Origin of the sequence: Collinsella sp. AM33-4BH (assembly GCF_003469205.1) — a bacterium.
In the GTDB taxonomy this organism is placed as follows: domain Bacteria; phylum Actinomycetota; class Coriobacteriia; order Coriobacteriales; family Coriobacteriaceae; genus Collinsella.
In genome coordinates, this window is sequence record NZ_QSIN01000004.1 from 160,028 (window position 1) to 184,634 (window position 24,607).

Sequence of the window (24,607 nt, forward strand, 5' to 3'; positions counted from 1 at the left end):
TCGGACACCCATTCCACGAGCGTGGATAATCTCCCGTTTTGAGCCCGTAAACAGGCCAAAAACGGGAGATTATCCACGTTCATGTTTTGCGGATCAGTTTCATTTGCACCAATTAGCTGGTGTGGCGCCAGCGAGAGTCGGTGAGGGTTCTCGCCACGCCCAGGCCAACGGGCAGAAACGCCACAATGAGCACTGCACGCACAAACCAGCCGAGCATATTGACCGTGTCGAAGGTGCACATGTAATACATCGAGCGATACAGATACAAGCCCGGCACCATAATGACAATCGATGGCACCGTGAGGGCGATACGTGGGTAGGTGAGCTTGATTTCGGCTAAGCTCGCGAGCAGCCCCGATACCAGCGCGCCGATAAACGCTGCCGCCTCGGGAGGCATACCTACGCTCAGGCCCAGAAAGGGAAACAGCGTCGGCGCATCGACGAGCGTAAGGCGCAAGGTATTGGACACGGCGCCGATCAGCCCAGCTGTCGCGGCCATCTTTACCGGGCTGTTGAACATCACCGAGAAGCCGAATACGCCAACAAAGCTCATCACCACGCGCAGGAGCGTAAGGGCAAGCGGCGAAAGGCCGAGCGGGGCAAAATCATCCGGTGCCAGCCCCACACACTCGGCAACCATCCAGCCCACAAGGGTCGCCATCACAATAATCGACACGGCATACGAAAGACGCTCAATGCCGCTTCGCATATCGAGCTTAGCGATGTCGAGGCCTGCCGTAATGAGGGGAAAGCCGGGAATCACAAAGAGCATGGCGCCGATATAGCCTTCTTGGTGCGACATTGCCCCCGGTACGACCTGGCCAAGGCCGAGCAATGCCAGCAGATACGAAACGCAAGCGAGCGCAACGCCAATCGTCAGCGCGCTAAACTGGCCAAGACCCTGCTTGAGAATATGAGAGCGAGCAAAGTTGCCAACACCAGCGCCTACGAATGCGCAGGCCATCTCGATAGGGCCGCCGCCGAGCAAAAAGACGAAGGCGCCGCAAGCACAAGCTGCCGCAAGGCCCTGTTGCCAGGGAGAGTAATCGGGTTTTGAACTCTCAACGGTCTTGAGCATCTCGTGGTATTCGTGCACGGTAAACCGGCGCCCATACGTCTCGATTTCCTTTAGGAAGCTCTCCATCATCCAAATGCGATGGGTATTGACTCCCGTTGTGGGCAGGCTGACAACCTCGTTAAAGCAGTGGCCATCTTCGATGCAAGTGCACTCAAACGACAGAAGACTCAGGTCGACGTGAATCGTGACGCCGAGTACGGCAGCAACACGATTCATGGTATCGCGCACGCGCCAGGCACCTGTTCCGCTTGCCAGCATAAGCATGCCGGTGCGGCAGATGATGGATGATTTATCGGTGAGCGGCGCATCGACGGCAAGCTCATCGCCTGCCGTCACGATCTGGTGCCAATCAGTTTTCATATGGAGTGCGCCGGCACGAACACCGTGGTGCATGGGGGCTCTCGAAAGCAGCGAGTCAAGGCGCGAAGACTGTGGGGGCTCCGTTGATTCGTCCTCAACCTCATCAGTCTCTTCATCGACCAGATCAAAGGAATCAAGCGATGCCGGCTCGCGACGATCGATTAGCTCCTCATCCTCATCGTCAAAGTAATTGAACTGATCGAGCATGTCCTCTTCGATTGCACGCTCGCTCGCGTCGTCCATATAGACGCTCCCTTCCTACCGACTAACCCCCATCCTAGGCAGCAACGGCTAAAGGAAACATAAAAGAGACGACTGTCATGCATAGAAGGCGCAAACCCCCAATGCGTCGGTAGATCCCCAACGACTAGGACTGTCCCCAAGTGCCGGCAGAAAAGGAACGTCCCTAAGTGCCAACCAGGGCAACACCGCAGATAGAGGACGGACAGCGAAAGCCCACCAGAGCGAGCAAGGTGCCTTCAAGCAAAATGGCGCCGCAGGTTGAGTATAAGTCAGCGAGCGGGTCGCATTTGAGACAAGGTGACGTGAAACGAAAGGGCGCTGACCTTCTGGTCGCGCCCTTGAAGTTGAACGTCAGATTGTCCAAATGCGGCCCGCGCAGCGTCGAGCCGTTACGCGGTTCGTAGAACCGCGTAACCCCCTAGTACATCTTTGCGCCGGCGGGGATGGAGGCGTCGAGCTGGATCAGGTTGAGACGCTCCTCACCATCCTCCTCGTGGATAGCGCTGATGAGCATGCCGCAGCTGGGAATGCCCATCATCTTGCGCGGAGGCAGGTTGGTGATGGCGAGCAAGGTCTTGCCGACCAGGTCCTCGGGCTCATAATAACCGTGAATGCCGGAGAGGATGGTGCGGTCGGTGCCGGTGCCGTCGTCGAGCGTAAAGTTCAGCAGCTTCTTGGACTTCTTGACGGCCTCGCACGCCTTGACCTTCACAGCGCGGAAATCGCTCTTGGAGAAGGTATCAAAGTCGACGAACTCCTCAAACAGCGGCTCGACGGCGATCTTGGAGTAATCGAGCGTGGGCTTAAGCGACTTAACGAACGGGCTCGCGGCGTTGCCGGCCTCGGCAGCCTTGGCGGCAGCGGCACCGGACTGGAAACCCTTCTCGGGCTTCATGTGCGGGAACAGCAGCACGTCGCGGATGGAAGCCTGGTTGGTGAGCAGCATGACCACGCGGTCGATACCGATGCCGATGCCGCCCGCGGGAGGCATACCGTACTCGAGGGCGCGCACGTAGTCCTCGTCGTACTCCATGGCCTCATCGTCGCCACCAGCCTTCTCGGCCATCTGGGCGGCAAAGCGCTCGGCCTGGTCGACCGGGTCGTTGAGCTCGGAGAACGCATTGGCGTACTCGTGACCGGCGATAACCAACTCAAAGCGGTGCGTCAGGCGCGGGTCGTCCTCAAAGCGCTTGGCAAGCGGACTGACCTCGATGGGGTAATCGCACACGAACGTGGGGTTGACGATGGTGTCCTCGCCCAGCTCATCGTAGATCTCGGCGATAATCTTGCCGGCGGTCCACTCGGGCTTAATCTCCAGGCCCTTCTCGCGCGCGGCAGCAGCAAGCTCCTCGACCGGCGTATCGATGGTGACCTGTTTGCCGAGCACGTCGGAGACGATGTCGGTCATGGGACGGCTGGCCCACTCACCAGAAAGGTCGATGGTCTGGCCCTGGTACTCGATGACCTCGGGGTTGCCGATGGCCTTGTTAGCCGCCTTAATGACACCTTGGGCGAGCGCCTTCATGCCCTCGAGGTCGGAGAAGGCACGATAGGCCTCCATCGTGGTGAACTCGGGGTTGTGGGTAAGGTCCATGCCCTCGTTACGGAAGATACGGCCGATCTCGAACACGCGCTCAAAACCGCCGACGATGCAGCGCTTGAGGTGCAACTCGGTAGCAATGCGCAGGTAGCACTCCTGATCGAGCGCGTTGAAGTGCGTGATGAACGGCTTGGCAGTAGCGCCGCCCTGGATGGTCTGCAGGATGGGGGTCTCGACCTCCATGTAGCCGTCGGACTCCATAAAGCGACGGAAGGTGGAGAGAATCTGCGAACGCTTACGGAAGGTCTCGCGAACGTCGTCGTTGGCGATCAGGTCAACATAGCGCTGGCGATAGCGGGTCTCCTTGTCGGAAAGACCGTGGAACTTCTCGGGCAGCGGACGAACGGCCTTGGCAAGCAGGGTCGCGCTCTTAGGGGCAACGGAAAGCTGGCCGCGCTGGGTGCGCACAACCACGCCGGTCACGCCCAGGATGTCGCCCAGGTCGAGGGACTTGAGCGTATTCCAGGCGGCCTCGTCCATGTCGTTGATGCGGCAGAACAGCTGAATCTCGGCAGTCGCATCGCGTACGACGATGAACATGATCTTGCCCTGACCGCGCTTGGCGACCACACGGCCGGCGATCTTCACGACGTCCTCGGTGTCCTCGCCATCGGCAAGCTCGGCGTACTTAGCCTCGATATCGGCAACGTAGTCCTCAAGCTCAGAGTGCTCGGGATAGGGGTTCTGGCCCGCCTCGAACAGGGCGGCGCGCTTGGCCAGGCGGGTGGCGCGCTCGTCGTTGAGCGTCGATGCCTGATCTGCGGCGTTCTGGTTCTCTGCCATAAGTTAGCTCCTCAAACTAAAACGCTCCCCAGGATTCGGTCCCAGGGAGCGAAAACAAACCTTTACGCGGGACCGTGGTCTAGCGTGCAATCTTGGCGATGGTGTAGACGCGAGTCTTGCCGGAAGGCGTAACGACCTCGACGGAGTCGCCCTCGCCGTGACCGATGATGGCGTGACCGACCGGAGACTCGTTGGAAATCTTGTGCTCGAGCGAGTTGGTCTCGGTGGTACCGACGAGCGTGACTTCCATGACCTCGCCGTTGGGATCAATCAGCGAAACGGTGGAACCGATGGAGACGGTCAGATCACCTGTGGTGGCAGCAACCTGAGCGTTGGCGAGGATGGCCTGGATCTCGGCAATACGAGCGGCGTTCTGGGCCTGCTTGTCCTTGGCGGCGTCGTACTCGGAGTTCTCCGAAAGGTCGCCGAACGCGCGGGCTTCCTTGATGTCCTCGACGATCTCCTTGGCGTAATCGCCCTCACGCCAAGCGAGCTCCTCGACGAGCTTCTGGCGGCCCTCAGCGGTCAGTACGATCTGGCTTGCGTCCATACGGATATCTCCCCAACTCTGATCAAACAATCAACTGTCAACAAAACGAAAAAGACCGGCTAGCCTGCGGGCAAGCCGGTCAGGTGCTCACCCCAAAGGGATGGGACTACTCTGCGTCCGCGTCGCTGTCCTCTGCCTGCTTCTTCTTGGCAGCAGCGAGCTTGGCCTCGAGCTCAGCGATCTCCTTGTCCTCCTCGGACTGCTCGACCACGACCTCCTCGGCCTGCTTGGTCTCGGCCTTATCGTCGCCCTCCATACCCTCACGGATATTCTTGACGGTAGAGCCGAGGGACTTGCCGAGCTTCGGCAGGTTCTTGGGCCCGAAGATAATCAGGACAACGACGAGAATAATGATGAGCTCAGGAGCCCTCAGTCCAAACATTTAGACCTCCACAATACAGCGAGACAAGCTCGAATGAGTATACCGCGGGTATCGCGGTATCACAACAATAGCTAAAAAAAGGGACCGCAAGAAGCGGTCCCTCCTCATGCTCTGGTCGGGTTGACTGGATTTGAACCAGCGACCCCTGCGTCCCGAACGCAGTGCTCTACCAAACTGAGCCACAACCCGTTAGCTCGACTATAGTAACAAAGATTTTCGCCGCGTGCTAGAGAAAATTTTATTTCTTTGGCGCGTCGATTTGAACCGTGTTGGGAATGAGCTCCGTCGCGCAGGACCACCAGCCGTTTTGCTGGGCAGCGTCGGCAAGCCTTTCGGCCGTGGCGGCGGTGTCGCAAATGGCAAATGAGCAGGCACCCGATCCGCACACATCTACAGCAACGGTGCCGTCCTGTTTACGCAGCCAATCGAGAACCATTTGAATCTGCGGCTCCATCTGTGCGGAAATGGCACCCAGGTTGTTGTGGACGAGCGCGTAGGCCGCCTCTGCGTCTCCCGAGCGAAGGGCAGATGCGATCGCGCCGGGCTTGTCTGCAGGCACCGGAGCCTCGTCAAAACGTCGATAGGCTTCAATTGTCGAAACGCTTGCCTCGCGCGGCTTGACCAACACGCCGGGCGTTGCGGGCAGCGCGGGATACTCAGTTGCCAGCACGTCTCCCCCACCTACGTAGAACGCAGGGCTCGCGTGCAAAAAGAACGGGACGTCAGCACCAATACCCCGCGCAATGTCGTCGAGCGCGGGGTCGGTGCGATCAATTCCCCAGAGCTCCGCCAAGGCGACAATGACCGCGGCCGCATCCGTCGAGGGGCCGCCCAAGCCGGCGCACAATGGAATGCGCTTCTCAATCATCACGCAGATGTTTGCCTCGCGACCATAATGCTCGGCCATAGCAACCGCAGCCCGATACGCCGTATTCTTTTGCATGAGAAAATCTGATGCCGGAACCGTCTGGACGGTCAGCGCCTGCGCCGGCGCGACCGTCACGGAATCGGAAAGACCGACGGCTGCCATCAGGGAATCGACCCTGTGGTAGCCGCGGTCATCGCGCTCGGTATGAACCCCCAGGTAGAGGTTAATCTTTGCCGGCGCGGAAAGAGTCAGGGACCGATCGGTCACCGCTAGTGCTCCTCGAGCTGATTGCCGAGCGGGGTAAAGATATGCTCGCCGCTCTCGGGGTCGAACAGCTCGACCTGACCGGTGAGGACATCGATATACTGGTAGGACTGACGCGACTTGCGGCCGCGGCGCTCGTCAACCTCGACGATAAAGACTGCCGGATGGACGCTCTTGATGGTGCCCATGCGCTCGACGACGCGGGTGCGGCCCATGTTGGCCTTCACCTTAACGCGATCGCCCACCATATCGGTCAGCTTCTCGTGGATGTCGTCGACGTGATTGACTTCCATCTCTTCCATGAACAGGGCCTCCAGAAGATGCAATTCAAAAAGGGGATAATACCCCTAAGATAGACAAAACTCTAATACTATAGCACCCTGTTGCGACCACGCGCAAGTAGCTAATTTGGCTACTTACAGATTGTCGGTATCGAGGACGATGGTGAACGGACCGTCGTTGACCAAGTCGACTTTCATATCGGCGCCAAAGATGCCGTGCGCCACGTGTTCGACATCTTTGCGAACGAGCGTCAAGAAGTACTCGTAGAGCTCGTTGGCAACATCGGGGGCGCCGGCATCGGTAAACGATGGGCGGCGGCCGTGACGGCAATCGGCGAACAGCGTGAACTGCGACACTACGAGAACCTCGCCGTCGACATCGGCAAGTGCCAGGTTGGTCTTGCCGTTCTCGTCCTCGTTAATGCGCAAGCCGCGGAGCTTGCCCCACAGCTTATCAGCCTCGGCGCGCGTGTCGCCGTGGCCCACGCCCAACAGCACCAGATAGCCGCGCCCAATTTTGCCCACGCACTCGCCGTCGACTGTCACGCCGGCATTGAGTACGCGCTGCACCACCGCACGCACGGCTTACTCCTCGCCCGTCAGTTTGGCGGATAGGTGCTCGAGCGCATGGAATCGATGGCTGATGGCGTTCTTCTCGTCCGCCGTGAGCTCGGCCATAGTCTTGCCCGGCGTATCGACCGGCAGGAACAGCGGGTCGTAGCCAAAGCCGTGATCGCCGCGGCCCTCGTGCGCGATAACGCCCTCACAGGCGCCCTCGCCATAGGTGACCAGGCCGTCCGTATCGATGAGCGCAACGACGCTCATAAAGCGCGCGGTGCGGTCCTCGTCTGCCACGCCTTCCAGATTCACGAGCAGCTTGGCATTGTTGGCGGCATCGTCGCCGTGAACGCCCGCGTAGCGCGCGCTATACACACCGGGCTCACCGTCCAGCGCGTCGACGACCAGGCCCGAATCGTCGGCAATGGCCATGAGCCCCGTCTCTTCGACGGCAGCCTGCGCCTTGATGATGGCGTTCTCCAAAAACGTCGTGCCGTTTTCCTCGGGGTCCTCAAATTCGCCCAGCTGGCCGAGCGCCACAAAGCGCACCTCGGGCATGACCTTGCCCAAAATGGCCTCGATCTCGGTGAGCTTATGGGCGTTGCCCGTTGCCACGACAATGGTCGCCGCCGGGTCGAGGGTGTCGATGTCGATCTTCTCAAGTGCCATGAGTGGTCTCCTTGTCTCTATAGCAATGCCGCGCCGAGGGCGACGAGGGCCTCCGCCTCTCCCCTCTCAATCAACGGCAGTCTTATACTTCGACGTTTTCCCAGATAAAACCTGCCAAAATAAACCTGTCCCTTTTTGGCAGGTTAGGCGATGGCTTGGCGCTGAAGCTCGATGAGCTCGGCGATGCCTTTGTCGCCCAAGTCGAGCAGGGCGTTGAGGCGCTTACGGTCAAAGGGCGCCTGCTCGCCAGTGCCCTGGAGCTCGATCATCTCACCGGTGTCGGTGGCGACGAGATTCATGTCGACCTCGGCGTGGCTGTCCTCGGAATAATCGAGGTCGAGCATGGTGTTGCCGTCGACAACGCCCATGGAGATGGCGGCCACCTGGCCGGTAAGCGGGATGCGCTCGATCTTGCCCGCCTCGACCCACATGGCGAGGGCGTCGTGCAGCGCCACCCAGGCGCCGGTAATGCTCGCCGTACGCGTACCGCCATCGGCCTGAATCACATCGCAGTCGACGGTGACGGTGTACTCGCCGAGCGCTTTCATGTTGACGACGGTACGCAGGCTGCGGCCAATGAGGCGCTCGATCTCCATGGAGCGGCCCTTGCGGTTGGCGTGTTCGCGCTTGCAGCGCTTGCCGGTCGACGTCGGCAGCATGGCGTATTCCGCGGTCACCCAGCCGGCCTTAGCTCCCTTTCGCCAGCCCGGCACGCCCTCCTCGATGGTGGCGGCGCACAGCACGCGCGTGTCGCCGAACTCGGCCAAGCACGAACCGTGGGCGTGCTTCATGACGCCACGGGTGAGCTTAACGGGACGCAACTCGTTGGCGGCGCGGCCGTTGGCGCGGTTGACCTGCATGTACTCCATAGAAATATCCTTTCGGCAAAAGATGTGGCGAAGGCTTTGGCGGCTGCCTTACATCTATTCCAGCTCATCGATATCGATATGTTCGATGCTCTTGAGCGGCTGACCAAAGATAAAGCTGCCCGCCACCGCAAACTCGGCAATGTTATCGGCCGTCGTGGCAAAACGATGCTGCGGCTCGGCGGCGTCACCCGCCAGCTGCTCGCGGCGCGTGAGGATATCGGTCAGCTCTCGTGTGGTCTCCTCGGCGGAACTCACGACGCGCACCCCAGACCCCAGCGCATGGCGGATAGGTCCCACCAACAGCGGAAAATGCGTACAGCCGAGCACCACGGTATCGATACCGTGGTCGCGCAGTGGCTCAACCGTGGCACCCACCAGCGCACGCACGGCAGGCGTATCGAAGATGTCCTCGTTCTCAAGCCACTGCTCTTGCAGATGCGCACCCGAGGCGAGCTCGTGTTCGACAACCTCGACAAAGCTCGAGGCGGGGCAGCCGTATACGTCGACGCCGGCATCTAGATCCTGAATGGCGCGCGTGTAAGCGCCCGAGCGAATGGTGAGGTTGGTGGCGAGCACGCCCACGCGACGCGAACGGGTGCTGTTGATTGCCGCACGGGCACCCGGCGCGATCACGCCGATCACGGGAACGTCGAGCACCTGCTGGGCCAGACGTAAGGCCGCAGCTGTCGCCGTGTTGCAGGCGATGACCATAATCTTGACGTCGTGCTTCGACAGCCAACGGCCCGCCTGCAACGCAAACGAGCGCACCTCATCCTCGGTGCGCGTGCCGTAGGGGCAGCGTTTGGTGTCGCCGAAGTAGTAGACGGACTCGTGCGGCAGCGCCGTCGCGATGGCGCGCGCAACCGTCAGACCGCCCAGGCCAGAATCGAACACACCGATCGGGCGCGTGTCGCCTGCCGGATTCTCGATATCGGACATTACCTCACCAGTCTCTCTCGAAAAGACATATCCAAGTGCGGCGACGCCGCGCTACGAACGCGCCGCGACCAGCAGCTCTGCCGTCGCCGCCCAACCGTCGACAATTTTGCCGCGCGTAACGAAAGCGTTCTCGCAAGCAGCCAGGAACTCGGGCGCGCCGGCGCTCGTCAGGCCATTCTCGACCAGACAGAACGTGCCCACGTGATCGGCCATGTAGAAGTCGGACTCGGAGTCGCCGAGCGCGAGCGTCTCCTCGCGCTCGATCCCCAGGTGCTCGCAGAAGCGCGCAATGGCGACGCCTTTGTTGAGACCCGCGGGGTTGATGTTGAACGCGCGACCGTCCTCGACGCGATCGAGCTCGAGCGTCGTCGGCTTGGACAGATGCGTCAGGTGACCGTTACAGGCCCACACCAGGCCGCAGCCGGCCTCGTCGAGGATGGCCTGGACCTCATCGTCGGGCACATCGCCGCGCATGCCGACGGTGACCTCGCGGTACTTGTAGCCGGTCGACATGTCGTTGTGATACTCGATCTTGTGCGGCCAGCGGGCGAGGATCTTCTCGCACACGCCGGTCTGCTCGATCACCTGGTGCGGAGTAAGGCCGCAGACGGGGTCGTAAGGCATGTCGCCAGTCAGATACTCCCAATCGTTGGCTTTGAGGTCGTACATGACCAGGCCGCCCATCTCACCAATGTAAGAGTTGAGGCCGAGCACGCGCGCGTCCTCGTGGATCATGGTACGGTTGCGGCCCGAGGTGGGAACCACCTGAATACCAGCGCGGGCAAGTGCCACGACGGCCTCGACGAGTTTGGTCGAGGGGTTGCCGTCGTTGTCGCACAGCACGCACGAGCCGGGTGCGAGCATCGTGGCATCCAGGTCGGTAAAGACGTACTTGACCTTGGCCAAGCGCTCGCGCATCTCGCCCGAAAGCTCGGCAACGGTCGGCAGGGTGTTGTGGGACATGGTTACTCCGTTTACGTAGAAGGGTTTGGACTTGGACGGCATGTTTTGATTGAGGGAACACGCTTATGGCGACAGCGCACTCAGGGCGCCGCCGCCATCATGGTTCATTAGTCAAACTGGGTAACATCGATCAGGCGATTGGCCAACGAAAGGTCGCTCTCGATAGGCACGAACTCGTCACCCACGTGCATGAGCTCCTCGTCACCCTTTGCCAGCAGCAAGACAATGGTGGGAGCATTGGGGCTGACGTACTCCTCGCGCGCCGCCTTGAACGCCGCATGCACAGCGGCTTCGCGATCGAGGATGATCTCGTTCGGCGTATCGTCGGGAACATGCTCGGCAAGCTCGCGACAGACCTTCATCGGGTCCTCGTGAGCCGGGTCCTCGTTGGCAAAGATCATCAGGTCGGAATATGGTGCGGCCTCGCGCGGAAGCTGCTCGCGGCGCTCCTGCGCCTTGCCGCCGGCAGCGCCAAACACTGCAATGACTGGACTAGTGGGAAACGCGCGCTTGACCGACGAGAAAAGCGAACGGAACGAAAGCTGGTTGTGCGCATAGTCAACGACGCAGATCACGCGGCCGTCCTTCGACTCCACGACCTCCATACGGCCCGGCACACGCAGTTTGGAGAGGCCCTTCTTGATGGCATCGATACCGATGCCGATCTCGTGCGCAGCGGCGATAGCGACCAGCGCGTTTTCCACGTTAAAGTCGCCCGCGATGCCCAGCAGGACCTTCTCCCCCGCCTCGGACTCGTCGGCACACAGGCCATGCAGGTTAAACTCGATGTTAAAGCCGACCATGCGCACATCGCTCGCCCACAGGCTTGCCTCGGGATGCTCGACGCCAACGGTCACCAAGCGCTCGGCCGTCGACGCTGCCTCCAACACACGGTCAACCTCTTCGGTGCCCAGATTCACCACGGCGGTCTTCGCCTGGTCAAAGATCCTGAGTTTGCTCTCAAAATAATCCTCAAACGTGGGGTGTTCGATCGGCGAGATGTGGTCACGGCCGATGTTGAGGAAGCACGCCACGTCAAACGGCAGATTCTCGACGCGTTGGTACTTGAGTGCCTGGCTCGAGACCTCCATGACCATGGACTGGCGACCGGACTCACGGCAGTTGGCGATATGGCGCCAGACCTCGGGGGCCTCGGGCGTAGTATTGGTGCTCTCGTAGCACTCGATGCCATCGTCGGTACTCACCGAGCCGATCATGCCGCAGGACTCGCCCGCCGCTTTGATAATCGACTGGAGCATAAAAGCGGCCGTGGTCTTTCCCTTGGTGCCGGTGATGCCCACGATCTTGACGTCGTGGTCGGGACGGTCGTAGACCTCCGGCGGCAACAGGGCCATGGCCGTGCGAACGCTATCAACAACCAGCATCGCAGCACCGCTCTCCTGCGCCAGCGGCTCCAGAGACTCGACCAGCGACTCCTCGCACACAAATGCGACGGCGCCCGCATCGAGCGCCATGCTCAAAAACGCGGGCTTAAAGGCAACACCTTTGCAAAAGAACACGTCACCTGCCGAGACCGCACGCGAATCAAACGAGCAGCCGGTCACGGCACGCTCGTCAACCTGCTCTGATGCGCGCAGCTCGCCGCACACATCGAGAAGCTTGGCAAGCGTATCGACCGTGGTCACGGTCGCGGAATCCGAATGGTGCATCTTTCGCCTTTCTCAGCCATTTGGCAGGGACGGTTTTTATAGTAACTGAAACGCACCCACGCAAAAACGGCTCCCGGAGGAGCCGTTACGCGCAGGCGTTCGTAAGCCGAGGCTAGGCAGCCTGAACAGCGGGCTGGTCCTCGTCGATAAAGAAGCGCTTGTACCACACCAGGAACACGAGCGGCGTATAGATCTTGCGCTGGAAATCGCCCTTGCCCGCAAAGTGCAGATCGAGCAGGTGCATGAGCTCGTCGGTATCGAAGAACTCGCTTGCCCACGGCGCGGTGAAGTACTCCTTGACATAGTCGTACCACTTTTGCTCGCGCAGCCAGTAGACAATCGGCACCGGGAAGCCCACCTTGGGACGGGTGGCCCACTCATCGGGCAGCGACTTGTTGGCAGCGTGGCGGAGTACCTGTTTGTTGCCGTTCTCGTTGATGCGGTAGCGGTCGGGAATGTGCTCGGCGAACTCCATGACTTTGCGGTCCAGGAAGGGCACGCGCAGCTCCAGCGAGTGCGCCATGCACATCTTGTCGGCCTTGAGCAGAATGTCGCCCGGGAGCCACATGTTCATGTCCAGGTACTGCTTCTTGACCAGCTCGGGCTGGCCCTTCACGCGTGCATAGATGGGTGCAGCGAGCTCAAAGGCGCCGTCGCCGGTGTTGTACTCGGGCTTGAGTACGCCGTCGACCTCGCGCTCAGGCCATACCAAGGCCTGGCCCAGGAACGACTTCTCGGGGATCTCGGCACCCTTGACCAGGAAGTTATGGCCCTTGAAGTACGGCATATGCAGCGCCAGGTTACCGAGCGCGCGGCGAATGGGCAACGGCACCATCTTTTTGTATTTGCGCACCGGAACCGTGTCCTCGTAGTAGGCGTAGCCGCCAAAGAGCTCGTCGGCGCCTTCGCCCGAAAGCACGACGGTAACGTCCTTGCGCGCCATCTCGGCCAAGAACCACAGCGGCACAGACGACAGGTTGGACTGCGGCTCGTCCATGTGATACTGGATGTCCTCGAGCGCACCGAAGAACTCGTCGGCGGTAATCATCTTGCGGACATTCTCGACGCCGAGCTTATCGGAAAGTTCCTTGGCGTAGTTAGTCTCGTTGAAATTCTTGTAATCGAAGCCCACCGAGAAGGTCTTGTCGGGCATGAGGCAAGCGGCGATGTAGCTGGAGTCGACGCCGCCGGAGAGGAACGACGCGACCTTAACGTCGGCGATGCGATGGGCCTCGACGCTCTCGTGCACGACCTCATCCAGCTCGTCGACGTACTCCTCGAACGGCTTCTCGACGGCAGAGTAATCGCAATCCCAGTAGCGCTCGATGTTCATCTTGCCGGTCGGGATGTCTACGGTAAAGTAATGCGCCGGCGGCAGCTTGTAGACACCCTCGAAGAAGGTCTCCTCGGTTGCCGAATACTGCAGCGTCATGTACGGACGCAGGGCCTTTTTGTTGACCGCCTTGTGGAAGTGCGGGTAGTCCAGGAAGCTCTTGATTTCGGAGCCAAAGAGCACGCCCGGCGCGCCGTCGCCCGCATCGGCCATGGGATAGTAGTAGAGCGGCTTGATGCCAAAGATGTCGCGGGCGCCAAAAAGCTTGTTCTTCTTCTTGTCCCAGATGACGAAGGCGTACATGCCGCGCAGGCGATCGAGTACGGCCTCGCCCCACTCCTCGTAGCCGTGCAGGAGGCTCTCGGTGTCGGCTCCACAGTGGAACTTATAGCCCTTGGCCTCGAGCTCGGAGCGAAGCTCCTGGAAGTTGTAGATCTCGCCGTTGAAGACGATAACGACGCTGCCGTCCTCATTGGCCATGGGCTGAGCGCCGGCCTCGGTCAGGTCGAGGATCGACAGGCGGCGGAAGCCCAGGGCAACGCGGCCGTCGATAAACTGGCCGCCCATGTCGGGACCACGATGGACGATGCGGTCCATCATCTTGGTGAGCACCTCGGATTGGTTATCCGTCCCACCGACAAAACCGACAAAACCGCACATATACTATCCCCTCTGCTGTTGCTGGGCATCAAATCGAATCAGTAGCTTTTGAGTATACCCGAGGGCGTAAAGAGGGGCGGAATGTTCAGGCAATCTCAACTGAATCAGCTCCGCTGTGACACGCGTCGGTTACCTTTAATGGATATGAGGTGAATGAGGCGATTGTTTTGCTATACTCTCTCCGCACGGGCGATTGGCGCAACGGTTAGCGCAGGTGCTTTACACGCACAAGGCTGGGGGTTCGAATCCCTCATCGCCCACCATTGAATTGGAAACGGTCCTCGCAAGTGGACCGTTTTTGTTTGGGCCCAGCGCATGGGATTCGAACCCGAAAGGGTGCGGAGCTGAGGAAACGCGAAGCGTTTTCCAGCGCAGCACGCGAGGGCCGTAGGCCCGAAGCGAGAGCGGACGGCGTCAGCCGCACGCGACATCCCTCATCGCCCACCACTGAATTGTTAGGCCTCCAGCGATGGAGGCCTTTCTTTTTTTCAGGCCCAACGCATGGGATTCGAACCCACCAGCACGTCTGTCACAAAGGCCGTGGCCAGAAAATGGCAAAAATGAGTACTGCCACCTTGCTTACAACATATCAAAAGATAGTATTTGCTTAAGTTACGCAACATATGTCCATTATAAGGACTAACAATTGGATCAAAATCGTACATTCATCGCCATTTCGGCTAGCTATCTGGCCTTATTAGTCCAAAATTGCTGCTACCAAATCGATAACAGTACTCATATTTGATGTTTTTTGACCAGCAGGTCTCCCCGCCTTAGCAAATCTAAGGCAAAACGGGCTCCAGACCGCTGAATCATGCCACATAGGGCACGTCCGCAGTCCGGAACCCGGTCAAAGTTAAGTTATTTCGCTGTGTTAGGCCAAAACGTCCGACAGGATCTCGATCAGACTGTCCACGTCGGATTCCTCGCAGACGAGCGGCGGCAGGAAACGCAGCGTATGGGCACCCGTAGCGTTAATCACGGCACCAGCCCCCAATGCACGGGCCACAACGTCGTGTGCATCACCCGCAGTATCGTCCAGATCGCAGCCGAGCATCAAGCCGCGGCCACGCACCTCGGTCACGTTCGGCAGCTTGGCGAGCTTTGCCTCCATATAGGCGCCTACCTTGGCAGCGTGGTCGGCATAATCGCCGCGCACGAGTGCGGAGAGCGTCGCGGCACACGCCGCGATGGCCAAGCAGCTACCGCCAAAGGTCGAGCCGTGGTCGCCCGGCTTAAACACGTCGGCAATCTCCTTCTTTGCCACGACGGCACCCATGGGCACGCCATCAGCAATGCCCTTGGCAAGGCTCATGATGTCGGGTTCCACGCCATAGGTTTGGAATGCAAACGGCTTGCCGGAGCGGAAGATGCCGCACTGGACCTCGTCGGCGATAAGCACGGCGCCCACTTCGTGTGCCAGGTCGCGCGCTGCCGCCATAAACTCCTCGGTCATGGGGTGCACACCGCTCTCGCCCTGAATCGGCTCGAGCATCACGGCACAAATTTCGCCCCCCAGCTGTTTAAAGATCGCACGCAGTTCATCGATATCGTTGGGCGTGCAGGCCACAAAGCCACCCGGCAGCGGGCGGAAACTATCCTGCAGCCAATCCTGCATAGTGGCGGCAATGGTCTCGAGCGTACGGCCGTGGAAGCCGCCGCGCATGCACACGATAGTGTTGCCGCCGTTACCGGCACGCTTGGCGTACAGGCGCGCGAGCTTCATCGAGCCCTCGTTGGCCTCGGCGCCGGAGTTGGCAAAGAAGGTCTCCCAAACCTGCTCATCCGCAGCCGGGGCACCAAGAGCAGCTGCCGTGGTCTCATCGCCGGCGACAATGGCATCGGCAAGCACGCGCGCACCATCTACGTCGTCGTTAGCAAGCTTGGACAGCAGCGCCGCGACCTGTCCACGCTGCTCGATGTAGAAGTAATTGGAGACATGCATGAGCTTTTTGGTCTGTGCCTCGAGCGCCGAGAGCACAGCCGGGTCGCCATGACCTAGGCTGCACACGCCGATGCCGGCAAGAAAGTCGAGGTACTCACGACCATCGTCGCCGGTGAGCTTCATGCCGTGACCCTCGACAAACTCGACCGGAGAGCGGCCAAAGGTATGCATAACGTAATGGGATTCAAGCGATTGCTGAGCTGCAAGTGACATGGGATGCCTTTCGTTGAGCGCCGGACGGCGCAGGCCTATGGGTGCAGAAATGGGGCGGCTGCGGGTCAGTTAGACTGTCTGAAGTTTCTCGACCTCGTCGAGGTTCTCGGTCAGACGCGCAGCAAACGTCGAAAGCGGATGCGGATGCGTATCGAACTCGTAAGCCGTCTCGGTGGAATGGATCACGGTGCCGACGCCGGCATCGGTCAGCAGCTCCAGCAGCAGCGAATGCGGCGTGGTGCCGTTGATGATGTGAGCGCGAAATACGCCGCCGGCAAGCGCATCGACGGCCGCACGCAGCTTGGGAATCATGCCCTTATCGACCTCGCCGCCGTAGAGCATTTCGTTAACCTCGTCGAGCGTTAGGTTGGAGATGAGTGAGTCTTTATCGCTAAAGTCCTTGTACAGGCCGTCGACGTCGGTCAAAAAGATCGCCTTATGCGCATGCAGCGCCGCCGCAACGGCACCGGCGGCGGTATCGGCGTTGATGTTGAAGAAACCGCCGTCCTCCCCCGCCGCGACGGTAGCGATGACGGGGATGTACTCGCTATCGAGCAGGCGCTCGATATAGTCGGTGTTGACGTGCGTGACCTTGCCTACGCGGCCGAGTTCGGGGTCGAGCGGCTCGGCGATGAGCGTACCGGCATCGCTGCCCGAAACGCCCACGGCCAGGTTGCCGTGATGGTTGAGCGCCGCGACCAGCTCCTGGTTGACCTTGCCGCCCAGCACCTCGCGCACGATATCCATGGTCGCCGGCGTGGTCACGCGCTGGCCGTTCATAAACTCGACGGGGATGTCGTAGTGGCTAAGCGCCTCGTTGATGGCCTTGCCGCCACCGTGCACGATAACAGGGCGCATGCCGATGATCTTGAGCAGGACGATGTCGCTCATCACGTCGCGGCGCAGCTGCTCATCAACCATGGCGGCTCCGCCATATTTGATAACAACCGTCTTGCCGGTCAGGTTCTTAATCCACGGCAGCGCTTCGAACAGCAGCTGCGCGGTTGCTTCGTTGGATTCACTCGAACGACAATCGCGTGCGAATTTCATAATCTGCCTCGTCTTTCGTATCGTTATCGCGCCGTGCTCCGCTGTCCGCAATCGCGGCAAGATGCGCAGCGTGCCTGGAATCTAGGAACGGTAGTCGCCGTTGATGGAGATGTACTCATGCGTGAGGTCGCAGGTCCACACGGTCGTTGCCGCGTCGCCTGCGCCCAGGTCGGCCGAGATCACGATCTCGGGCGCCTCAAAACGTCGTAGAGCCTCGTCCTCGTCAAAGGGAACAGTCAGACCGTCGCGACAGACAGGCATGCCCATCATGTCGATGGAAACGTCTTCCTGATTAAACTTCACGCCGCACTTGCCAAGCGCCATAGCAACGCGGCCCCAGTTGCAGTCGTGGCCGGCGATGCAGGTCTTAACGAGCGGCGAGTTGGCAACGGCACGGGCGGCGATATCGGCCTCCTCGTCGTTAGCGGCGCCGGTAACGTTGACCGTAACAAGCTTGGATGCGCCCTCACCATCGGCGGCGATATTGCGCGCCAGGCTCTCGCACACCTCGTGCACGGCAAATGCCAACTCGTCAAAGGCATTGGAGCCCTCGACGATCGGCTCGGCATCTGCGGCAGCGGCGCCGGAGGCAAGCATGATGCAGGTGTCGTTGGTCGAGGTGTCGGAATCGACCGTTACCTTGTTAAAGGTCTGCTTGACGGTCGAGAGCAGCAGGGCATGAAGTGCCGCAGGCTCGACGGGAGCATCGGTGGTGATAACTGCGATCATGGTGGCCATGTTGGGCATGATCATACCCGAGCCCTTGCACATTCCGCCTACCGTATAGACATTGCCCGCATGACCCGCAGCCTCACTGACGTAGGACACGGCGTACTCCTTGGAGTGCGTGTCGGTCGTCATGATGGCGCGAGCGGCATCGGCGCCACCGTGGGCGGAGAGCGCCTCGTAGGCAGCAGGAATGGCGGTCTCAAACGTGTCGATCGGCAGAATCTGGCCAATTACACCCGTGGAGGCAACCAGAATCTGCTGAGGCTCGCAGCCGATGACCTGCGATGCGATGCTGCACGTCTCGCGCGCGCATGCAAGGCCGGTCTCACCCGTGGCGGCGTTGGCATTGCCAGAGTTGACCGAAATGCCGGCGATGATACCGTACCCCTTGTCGGTACCGCCCAGGTTGGCACGGCTCACCTGCACGGGCGCCGCGCAAAAGCGATTGGTGGTAAACACGCCAGCACCGGGACAGGGTTTATCGGGCACGACGAGCGCGTAATCCAGACGCTCGGGGTTCTTGCGGAACCCAGCGTGGATGCCTGCAGCCTTAAAACCAGCCGCAGCCGTAACGCCACCCTCGACGGCGCGAATCTTGATATCAAACAGCTCGGTATTCATCGTCTTTATGACTCCTTATGTCAAACAAAAACGGACATCGGTTGGTGCGCCATGCCAGTCGTGATCATGAGACCAGCTTAAAAGTGGCGCCCCACTCGATGCCCGACTACCAAATCGTTAACAATCGAATGTGCTACACCGGGCACGCCACTGTGGGCAAGCCTCGTCGCTCGTCAAAGCCAAAGACGATATTGGCGCACTGGACTGCTTGGCCCGCAGCGCCCTTGCACAGATTGTCGATGGCGCCCGTCGCCACCAGCACGCCCGCGCGCTTGTTGAGCGCGAGGCCGATCTGGGCGGCGTTGGTGCCGACGACCGAAGCCGTCTTGGGCTGCTGACCGGCATCGAGTACGCGTACGAAGGTGCGACCGGCGTAGAACTGCTTGTAATGGTCGACAACGTCCTCAAGGGTCAAGGTATCGATAGCCTGCGGCGTAAGCGGCAGCGTCACCGTGGAGAGCAGACCACGCTTGAGCGGTGCCAGGTGCGGGGTAAAGACGACGCGATCGGTCAGGCCAAGGATTTGCTCAATCTCGGGCGTGTGGCGATGCTTGCCCACGCCGTAGGCCTCCAAGTTCTCGTCGGCGCTGCAAAAATGGGTGCGGGCGTTGCAGGACTTACCGGCGCCCGTCACGCCGCTAATGGCATCGACAATCACGGGACCGTTCTCGGCCACCCAGCCGACGCGCACGGCGGGCGCGGCGGCAAGGCTCGTTGCGGTGGGATAGCAACCGGCGCAGGCGACCAGCACGGGTTTGCCGTCGGCATGGTCGGATGCGGCGGTCTCCAAGTCTTGGCAGAACAGCTCGGGCAGACCGAAGGCACGGGTCTTGAGCAGCTCGGGGCTCGTATGCTCGGCGGCATACCATGTCTCAAAGACGGACGCGTCGTTCAGACGGTAGTCGGCCGAAAGATCAAAGCAGGAGACGCCCGATGCAAGCAGCGCGGGCACCTGTGCCATGGCAGCCGTGTGCGGCACGGCAAGAAAAACCGCATCGCAGCTCTTGAGCTCGGGGGCGTCATGCGTGGTGAAAACCAGATCGCTCACACCAGCAAAGCTCGGATACACCGCGGACAGCGGCTGGCCGGCATCGGCGTTGGACGTAATGGCAACAAGTTCAAACTCGGGATGACCGAGGACGAGGCGAATGAGCTCGGCTCCGGCATATCCAGCCGCGCCGACGATTCCAACCTTCAAAGACATATCAGACTCCTTGTCTGCGATTTATGCACCGATGCGCATTTCGCAGCGGTCATTATGAAGTGGGTTGAAACTTTAGCACCAAAAGATGCATGATTACGTAAATGGCTTGCATATTCATGCATTGAAACATTCCCGACACATTCGCTTGAAGGAATTGACAAATGGAGCGGGCCCCGTATTGACCGGCGCTCCTAACGGCGCCGGGCAATACGGGGCCCGCCCATGCGAAAACCAAGTTGTTAGGATGAGCCAGCTGGCTAGAGCTCGACCGGCACCCATTCGTCGTGATTGCAGATAAAAGCCTCGGGATCCTCGACGCTAAAGAAGACGAGCGTGGGGTCGTTAGGCCCCTCATAGTGCTCGCCCAGGTGCTCTAGATGCTTCCACCCGGCTTCGCGCATTTCGCCTAAAGCCCGGTCATCCAAGCCGGCACGCCCGCGCAAGATAAGCCAGCCATGGCCCGGCCACCAACTCGTGGCCTCAAAGCGCTGGTTTTGCAGCAGCTCTTGCCACACATCTTTGGTGCGCGCTGTTACAAACCACAGCTTGCCATCCTGGATCTGCGCAAACGAAAACGGACGCACATGAGGCTGTCCGTCAACGCTCGTCGCCAAATACCATGCCGGCACCGACGTCAGATACTCCAACACCGTATTCAATCCGTCCACGGTTCCTCCTGCCGCTAGCTCATTTGACTGGTTGGTAAACGTTAGAGCTCCAGGCGCTCCTCGCTGCCGTCGATATCACAGAAGCGCGCGGCAATGTTGCGGACCGAAAAGAAAGCAAGGCGGCCGTCGTTGGCACTCTCGTGTTCCTCGCCGATGCCCACCATGTGCTTAAAACCCGCTTGACGCACCTTGTCGCTCGCAACCGCGTCGTCCTCAAGTGCGGCCTCGCCGGTCAACACGATCCAACATTCCCCCGGCTTCCAGCCCGAGAGCTCAAACTTGGGATTCGCACTCAGCTCCGCCCACACATCCTTGTCGCGCGACGTGCAAAACCACAGCTTACCGTCATCGACCATGGCAAACGAAAACGGCCTCACGCGAGGCTGATGCCCGTCGGTCACATCGGTCGTGGCCAGATACCACGCCGGAATGCGCCTGAGATACGAACAGGCGCGCTCAAGCTGAGCCGTGCGGTCCTTGTCGGTCATAGGGGCCCCTTTCTTGCGCTCGAATCGCGCCTAAACAAGTTGAAGGTTGACGACGATGACACACGCAAGCAGCAGCATCGTCACAACCGCAGCCAGCGCATCCCCGCGGCGAAATGCAAGTGCATGCAGACGCGTGCGGCCCTGCTCGCCGTGATAGCAGCGTGCATCCATGGCGGCAGACAACGTCTCGGCATGACGGAACACGCCCGTGAACAGTGGAATCGCCACACTGCCGAGCATACGCACGCCGCCGAGCGGGCCACCCGTTACGCGTGCGCCGCGGCTTGCCTGCGCGTCCGCCGTCTGCTTCATCTCGGTGGCAAACTGCGGCATAAAGCGCAACGCGATGCCCATGATCATGCCGAGCTCATGCGCAGGGAGCCCCACGCGCGCAAACGGTGCGAGCAGGCGCTCAAAGCCCGCGGTGAGGTCGAGCGTAGGCGTGGTGAGCGTAATGGCGCTCATGCCGGCCATCATCAAGGTCAGGCGGCACGCCATAAAGACGGCGGAATGCAGCGAGCCCTCGCTTATCTGCAAAAAGCCGAGCTGCCACAGGATGCGCCCACTCTGATCGGTAAACAAGTTGAGCACCGCGACCACGACGACGATTGCCAGCAGCGGCGCCATCGACGACAGAACGCGACGAGCCGGCACCCGGGACACGGCATAGATCAGCACGACGAAAATTGCGACAGGAGCCAGTCCGCGGAAGCCGCCGACGGTCAGCGTCGTGATTAAAAACACAAAGCCCAGGAGCAGCTTGGTGCGCGGATCCAGGCGATGGATCGCACTATCGCTCGGATAGTAGCTGCCAAACGAAAACGCCTCCATTAGCAGCCCTCCTCTCGCGCGACCGTCTTGGATTTAGCAATGTCCGCGACGTTAGAAGGACCGTCCGAGCGACCGATTAGCAGGTCCACCAACTCGTCTGCCAGCGACTCAACCGTATAGAGCCCGCCGCAACGCAGCGGCACGCCCGCCTCCGCGAGCGCCAACGCCATGCGCTGGGCAGCAGGTACGCCCAAGCCGATCGACTTGAGCTCATCGGCATGTGCAAACACCTGCGCGGGGGTTCCCTCTGCAAACACCGCACCTTCGTTCATCACGACGATGCGGTCGCAGCAATTGGCCAGGTCATCCATACTATGCGAAACCATGACAACGGTCAGGCCATCGCGGTGAAGTCGATCGATAAGCTCAAGGAAATCCCTGTGCGCAGCCGGATCGAGCCCCGCCATGGGTTCATCGAGCACCAGGACTTCGGGCTCCATGGCGAGCACACCGGCGAATGCCACACGCCGTTGCTGACCGCCCGAAAGCTCAAAGGGACTCTTGTCGCCGACCGTAGAAAGGTCGAGGCCCACGCGCGAGAGCGACGACTCGACGCGACGGTCGACTTCATCTTGCGGCAAGCCAAGGTTGTGCGGGCCAAACGCCACGTCCTGCGTCACGGTTTCGGCAAACAGCTGACGCTCGGGATATTGAAACACCACGCCGACCTTGGCCTTAACCGCGGCGGCATCTTTCTTGTTTGCCAGGTCGAGCCCCAGCGCGCGAACGAATCCCTCCTGGGGGCGAATCAAACCGTTGAGATGCTGGACTAGCGTCGACTTACCCGAACCGGTATGACCTGCCAAGCCCAGGAACTCGCCGCGACGCACCGTCAGCGATACATCGCGCAGCGCCCACGGGCTGCTGGGGTCGTTTCCCCAGAGAGCCTGTTTATTCGATTTGCCCGCAGTGGCCGAGCGCTTGCGCCATCGACGGCGCTCGCGGGCACTCAGCGAGTAACTATGCGAGAGGTGCGAAATCTCGATGACGGGCTCCGACACGGCTGTCCCGTCGGTTGCAGAGGAGACGTTGTCGAGCACACGAGAATCGGATGCAGAAGGCCGCCCTGCGGTGTCTTCCCCACTCCGGTCGGCATATACCTGCGCAATCTCGGCGACCATATCCGCCTCGCGCACCCGCGCATGAACGGGCACGCCCTTCGCACGAAGCGCCATGCCCAAGCAGCACGACGCCGGCATATCCAGGTTGAGCTCCACGAGCCCATCTGCCCGCGTCAGAATCTCCTCGGGCGTACCGAGCATGGCAACGCGCCCCGCCCGAAACACCGCGACACGATCGGCCTCGGCGGCCTCTTCCATAAAGTGCGTAATCATCACGATGGTCATGCCGCGTTCGTGCAGCACGTGACAGGCCTTCATAAGGCCCTTGCGCCCGCGCGGATCGAGCATCGAGGACGCCTCGTCCAAAATGAGCACGCGCGGTTCCATGGCGAGCACACCGGCAAGCGCCACACGCTGCTTTTGACCGCCCGAAAGCGCATGGGTCTCGTGGCGCTCAAAGCCCACCAGGCCCACGCCCTTCAGCGCCTCGCGTACGCGCTGCGCAATTTGCGCCGATGGCACGCCAAGGTTTTCGGGACCGAACGCAACGTCATCTTCGACAAGCGTTGCCACCAGCTGGTCGTCGGGATTCTGGAACACCATGCCTGCGGTCGAACGAATGTCGTAGACCAGCTCGGGATCGGACGCATCCATACCGTTGATACGTACCGTGCCCGCATCGGGCTGCAGCAGCGCATTCAGATGCTTGGCAAACGTCGACTTGCCCGACCCATTGCCACCGAGGATGCAGAAAAACTCCCCGTCCTCGATGTTCAGATCGACGCCGTCGAGTGCCGGTACGGCACCGTCATAGCTAAAGGAAACGCCCCGACACTCAATCATGCGCGGCCTTTGACCTGGTCCTTTTTAGGCGTGATGAGGTTGGAGACTGCTTTATACACCGCTAGCGTCAACACCGAGTTAAGCACGGTCTTGATAAGGTTGAACGGCAGCACGGCAGGAATCATAAGCGGGGCGATCACATCGACCGAGCCATACCAGAACCATACGCCAATGGTAAGGTTTGCGACCATAGACAACGCCGTAGCGGCAATGACGCCGAGCACCAGGCCAATCACGGCACCCTTATAGGTATGCATCTTCTGGTAGACGATAGCCGCGGGCAGAATGTAGCCCAGCGTGGCAGCCAGGTTCATAAGCGCGCCGACCCAGTCACCCGTGGTGAGCGCATGGATAACGATCGCCATGGCGGCAACAGCAGTGCCGGCACCAGGACCATACGCAAACCCGCACACCATCGCCGGCACCAGCGACGGGTCATACGTCAAAAACGGCGCCGAGGGAAGAATGGGCAGCTGCACATACATAAACAGGGCGCCCAAGGCGCACATCAGCGCCATGGTAACGAGCTGTTTGGTGCTCCACCTATTCGTGTTCTCAAAATGGATATGCTGCGACTGTTCAGACATTAAGATCACCTGCCTCTTTCATCCGGACTCTAACCGTTGGTACTGGGATCTCACCAGTTCAGCCGGCATGCGAACCAACGCACACACGGGTCGCGGACTCATCGGCTCGGTCGCAAACGCCTCGTCTGCGCCACGGCACCCCTTTGGCACCGCCCGATTTACCGCCAGTGGGGAATTCCACCCCGCCCTGAAACAGCAATTGCAAGTGTAGCACGAGCAATCGTTCGCGCAAGTATGCCAAGGGTAATTTGTGGTGGGGAAACGCTCCACCTTGATTGGCAACTTCATCCGAACACT

Annotated in this window: 22 protein-coding genes, 2 tRNA genes and 1 riboswitch; of the genes, 1 reads left to right on the forward strand and 23 read right to left on the reverse strand. The window is 60.4% G+C overall.

The features are described from left to right. Nucleotides 1-112 precede the first annotated feature (112 nt). The 14 genes from DW821_RS04735 to asnB all read right to left on the reverse strand — a co-directional run bounded on the left by DW821_RS04735 (nucleotide 113) and on the right by asnB (nucleotide 14,070). Nucleotides 113-1,681 carry a threonine/serine exporter ThrE family protein gene (locus tag DW821_RS04735; protein WP_199584278.1) on the reverse strand — a complete coding sequence of 523 codons (1,569 nt, stop codon included), beginning with the start codon at nucleotides 1,679-1,681 and terminating at the stop codon, nucleotides 113-115. 418 nt (nucleotides 1,682-2,099) lie between these two features. Next, nucleotides 2,100-4,064, reverse strand: a complete 1,965-nt coding sequence (gene lysS / locus DW821_RS04740) for a lysine--tRNA ligase (RefSeq protein WP_117563801.1) — start codon at nucleotides 4,062-4,064, stop codon at nucleotides 2,100-2,102. Between the two features lie 79 nt (nucleotides 4,065-4,143). Continuing rightward, nucleotides 4,144-4,614, reverse strand: coding sequence for a transcription elongation factor GreA (gene greA / locus DW821_RS04745; protein ID WP_006234960.1), 471 nt, complete (start codon nucleotides 4,612-4,614; stop codon nucleotides 4,144-4,146). 106 nt (nucleotides 4,615-4,720) lie between these two features. Further along, nucleotides 4,721-4,996, reverse strand: coding sequence for a twin-arginine translocase TatA/TatE family subunit (gene tatA, locus DW821_RS04750; RefSeq protein ID WP_022094895.1), 276 nt, complete (start codon nucleotides 4,994-4,996; stop codon nucleotides 4,721-4,723). Nucleotides 4,997-5,108: 112 nt separating this feature from the next. Next, nucleotides 5,109-5,185 (reverse strand) — tRNA-Pro (locus DW821_RS04755). Between the two features lie 49 nt (nucleotides 5,186-5,234). After that, the gene (gene ispE / locus DW821_RS04760; protein ID WP_233552996.1) at nucleotides 5,235-6,131 is read right to left on the reverse strand and encodes a 4-(cytidine 5'-diphospho)-2-C-methyl-D-erythritol kinase; all 897 of its coding nucleotides are present in this window, start codon (nucleotides 6,129-6,131) and stop codon (nucleotides 5,235-5,237) included. Nucleotides 6,132-6,133: 2 nt separating this feature from the next. Beyond that, nucleotides 6,134-6,430 (reverse strand): Veg family protein, encoded by a 297-nt coding sequence (locus DW821_RS04765; protein WP_006234957.1) that lies wholly within the window; start codon nucleotides 6,428-6,430, stop codon nucleotides 6,134-6,136. Nucleotides 6,431-6,544: 114 nt separating this feature from the next. Continuing rightward, nucleotides 6,545-6,991: a D-aminoacyl-tRNA deacylase gene (gene dtd, locus DW821_RS04770; protein WP_117635962.1), complete on the reverse strand. Its 447-nt coding sequence runs from the start codon at nucleotides 6,989-6,991 to the stop codon at nucleotides 6,545-6,547. Between the two features lie 3 nt (nucleotides 6,992-6,994). Further along, a complete protein-coding gene (gene rdgB / locus DW821_RS04775; protein ID WP_117635961.1) occupies nucleotides 6,995-7,636 on the reverse strand; it encodes an RdgB/HAM1 family non-canonical purine NTP pyrophosphatase in 642 nt (213 codons plus the stop codon). Between the two features lie 143 nt (nucleotides 7,637-7,779). Further along, nucleotides 7,780-8,505: a ribonuclease PH gene (rph, locus tag DW821_RS04780; protein WP_118065858.1), complete on the reverse strand. Its 726-nt coding sequence runs from the start codon at nucleotides 8,503-8,505 to the stop codon at nucleotides 7,780-7,782. 54 nt (nucleotides 8,506-8,559) lie between these two features. After that, nucleotides 8,560-9,444: a glutamate racemase gene (murI, locus tag DW821_RS04785; RefSeq protein ID WP_117563805.1), complete on the reverse strand. Its 885-nt coding sequence runs from the start codon at nucleotides 9,442-9,444 to the stop codon at nucleotides 8,560-8,562. Between the two features lie 51 nt (nucleotides 9,445-9,495). Next, nucleotides 9,496-10,407 carry an HAD family hydrolase gene (locus DW821_RS04790; RefSeq protein ID WP_117563806.1) on the reverse strand — a complete coding sequence of 304 codons (912 nt, stop codon included), beginning with the start codon at nucleotides 10,405-10,407 and terminating at the stop codon, nucleotides 9,496-9,498. 107 nt (nucleotides 10,408-10,514) lie between these two features. Continuing rightward, the gene (locus DW821_RS04795) at nucleotides 10,515-12,077 is read right to left on the reverse strand and encodes a Mur ligase family protein (protein ID WP_117563807.1); all 1,563 of its coding nucleotides are present in this window, start codon (nucleotides 12,075-12,077) and stop codon (nucleotides 10,515-10,517) included. 112 nt (nucleotides 12,078-12,189) lie between these two features. Continuing rightward, nucleotides 12,190-14,070, reverse strand: coding sequence for an asparagine synthase (glutamine-hydrolyzing) (gene asnB, locus DW821_RS04800; protein ID WP_117563808.1), 1,881 nt, complete (start codon nucleotides 14,068-14,070; stop codon nucleotides 12,190-12,192). A gap of 187 nt (nucleotides 14,071-14,257) precedes the next feature. On the opposite strand from asnB, the gene DW821_RS04805 reads away from it, so the two are divergent. After that, a tRNA-Val gene (locus DW821_RS04805) sits at nucleotides 14,258-14,333 on the forward strand. A 611-nt stretch (nucleotides 14,334-14,944) separates the two neighbouring features. Here DW821_RS04805 and DW821_RS04810 read toward each other — a convergent pair. The 9 genes from DW821_RS04810 to DW821_RS04850 form a co-directional block, all read right to left on the reverse strand. Continuing rightward, entirely contained in the window at nucleotides 14,945-16,228 is a 1,284-nt protein-coding gene (locus tag DW821_RS04810) for an aminotransferase class III-fold pyridoxal phosphate-dependent enzyme (RefSeq protein WP_118065860.1), read from the reverse strand. 69 nt (nucleotides 16,229-16,297) lie between these two features. Next, the gene (gene argB / locus DW821_RS04815; protein WP_089572540.1) at nucleotides 16,298-17,278 is read right to left on the reverse strand and encodes an acetylglutamate kinase; all 981 of its coding nucleotides are present in this window, start codon (nucleotides 17,276-17,278) and stop codon (nucleotides 16,298-16,300) included. Nucleotides 17,279-17,359: 81 nt separating this feature from the next. Beyond that, entirely contained in the window at nucleotides 17,360-18,628 is a 1,269-nt protein-coding gene (gene argJ / locus DW821_RS04820; protein ID WP_199572774.1) for a bifunctional glutamate N-acetyltransferase/amino-acid acetyltransferase ArgJ, read from the reverse strand. Nucleotides 18,629-18,761: 133 nt separating this feature from the next. After that, entirely contained in the window at nucleotides 18,762-19,832 is a 1,071-nt protein-coding gene (gene argC / locus DW821_RS04825; protein ID WP_118065862.1) for an N-acetyl-gamma-glutamyl-phosphate reductase, read from the reverse strand. 257 nt (nucleotides 19,833-20,089) lie between these two features. After that, the gene (locus DW821_RS04830; protein WP_055252303.1) at nucleotides 20,090-20,500 is read right to left on the reverse strand and encodes a pyridoxamine 5'-phosphate oxidase family protein; all 411 of its coding nucleotides are present in this window, start codon (nucleotides 20,498-20,500) and stop codon (nucleotides 20,090-20,092) included. Between the two features lie 41 nt (nucleotides 20,501-20,541). Next, nucleotides 20,542-20,988: a pyridoxamine 5'-phosphate oxidase family protein gene (locus tag DW821_RS04835; RefSeq protein ID WP_118065864.1), complete on the reverse strand. Its 447-nt coding sequence runs from the start codon at nucleotides 20,986-20,988 to the stop codon at nucleotides 20,542-20,544. A gap of 30 nt (nucleotides 20,989-21,018) precedes the next feature. Next, the gene (locus DW821_RS04840; protein WP_118065866.1) at nucleotides 21,019-21,819 is read right to left on the reverse strand and encodes an energy-coupling factor transporter transmembrane protein EcfT; all 801 of its coding nucleotides are present in this window, start codon (nucleotides 21,817-21,819) and stop codon (nucleotides 21,019-21,021) included. After that, a complete protein-coding gene (locus DW821_RS04845) occupies nucleotides 21,819-23,723 on the reverse strand; it encodes an energy-coupling factor transporter ATPase (protein WP_118065868.1) in 1,905 nt (634 codons plus the stop codon). The genes DW821_RS04840 and DW821_RS04845 overlap by 1 nt, the downstream gene beginning before the upstream one ends. Next, entirely contained in the window at nucleotides 23,720-24,310 is a 591-nt protein-coding gene (locus DW821_RS04850; RefSeq protein ID WP_118065870.1) for an ECF transporter S component, read from the reverse strand. Before DW821_RS04850 ends, DW821_RS04845 begins: the two co-directional genes overlap by 4 nt. Nucleotides 24,311-24,316: 6 nt before the next feature. Then, nucleotides 24,317-24,509, reverse strand: a riboswitch (FMN riboswitch). Between the last annotated feature and the right edge of the window lie 98 nt (nucleotides 24,510-24,607).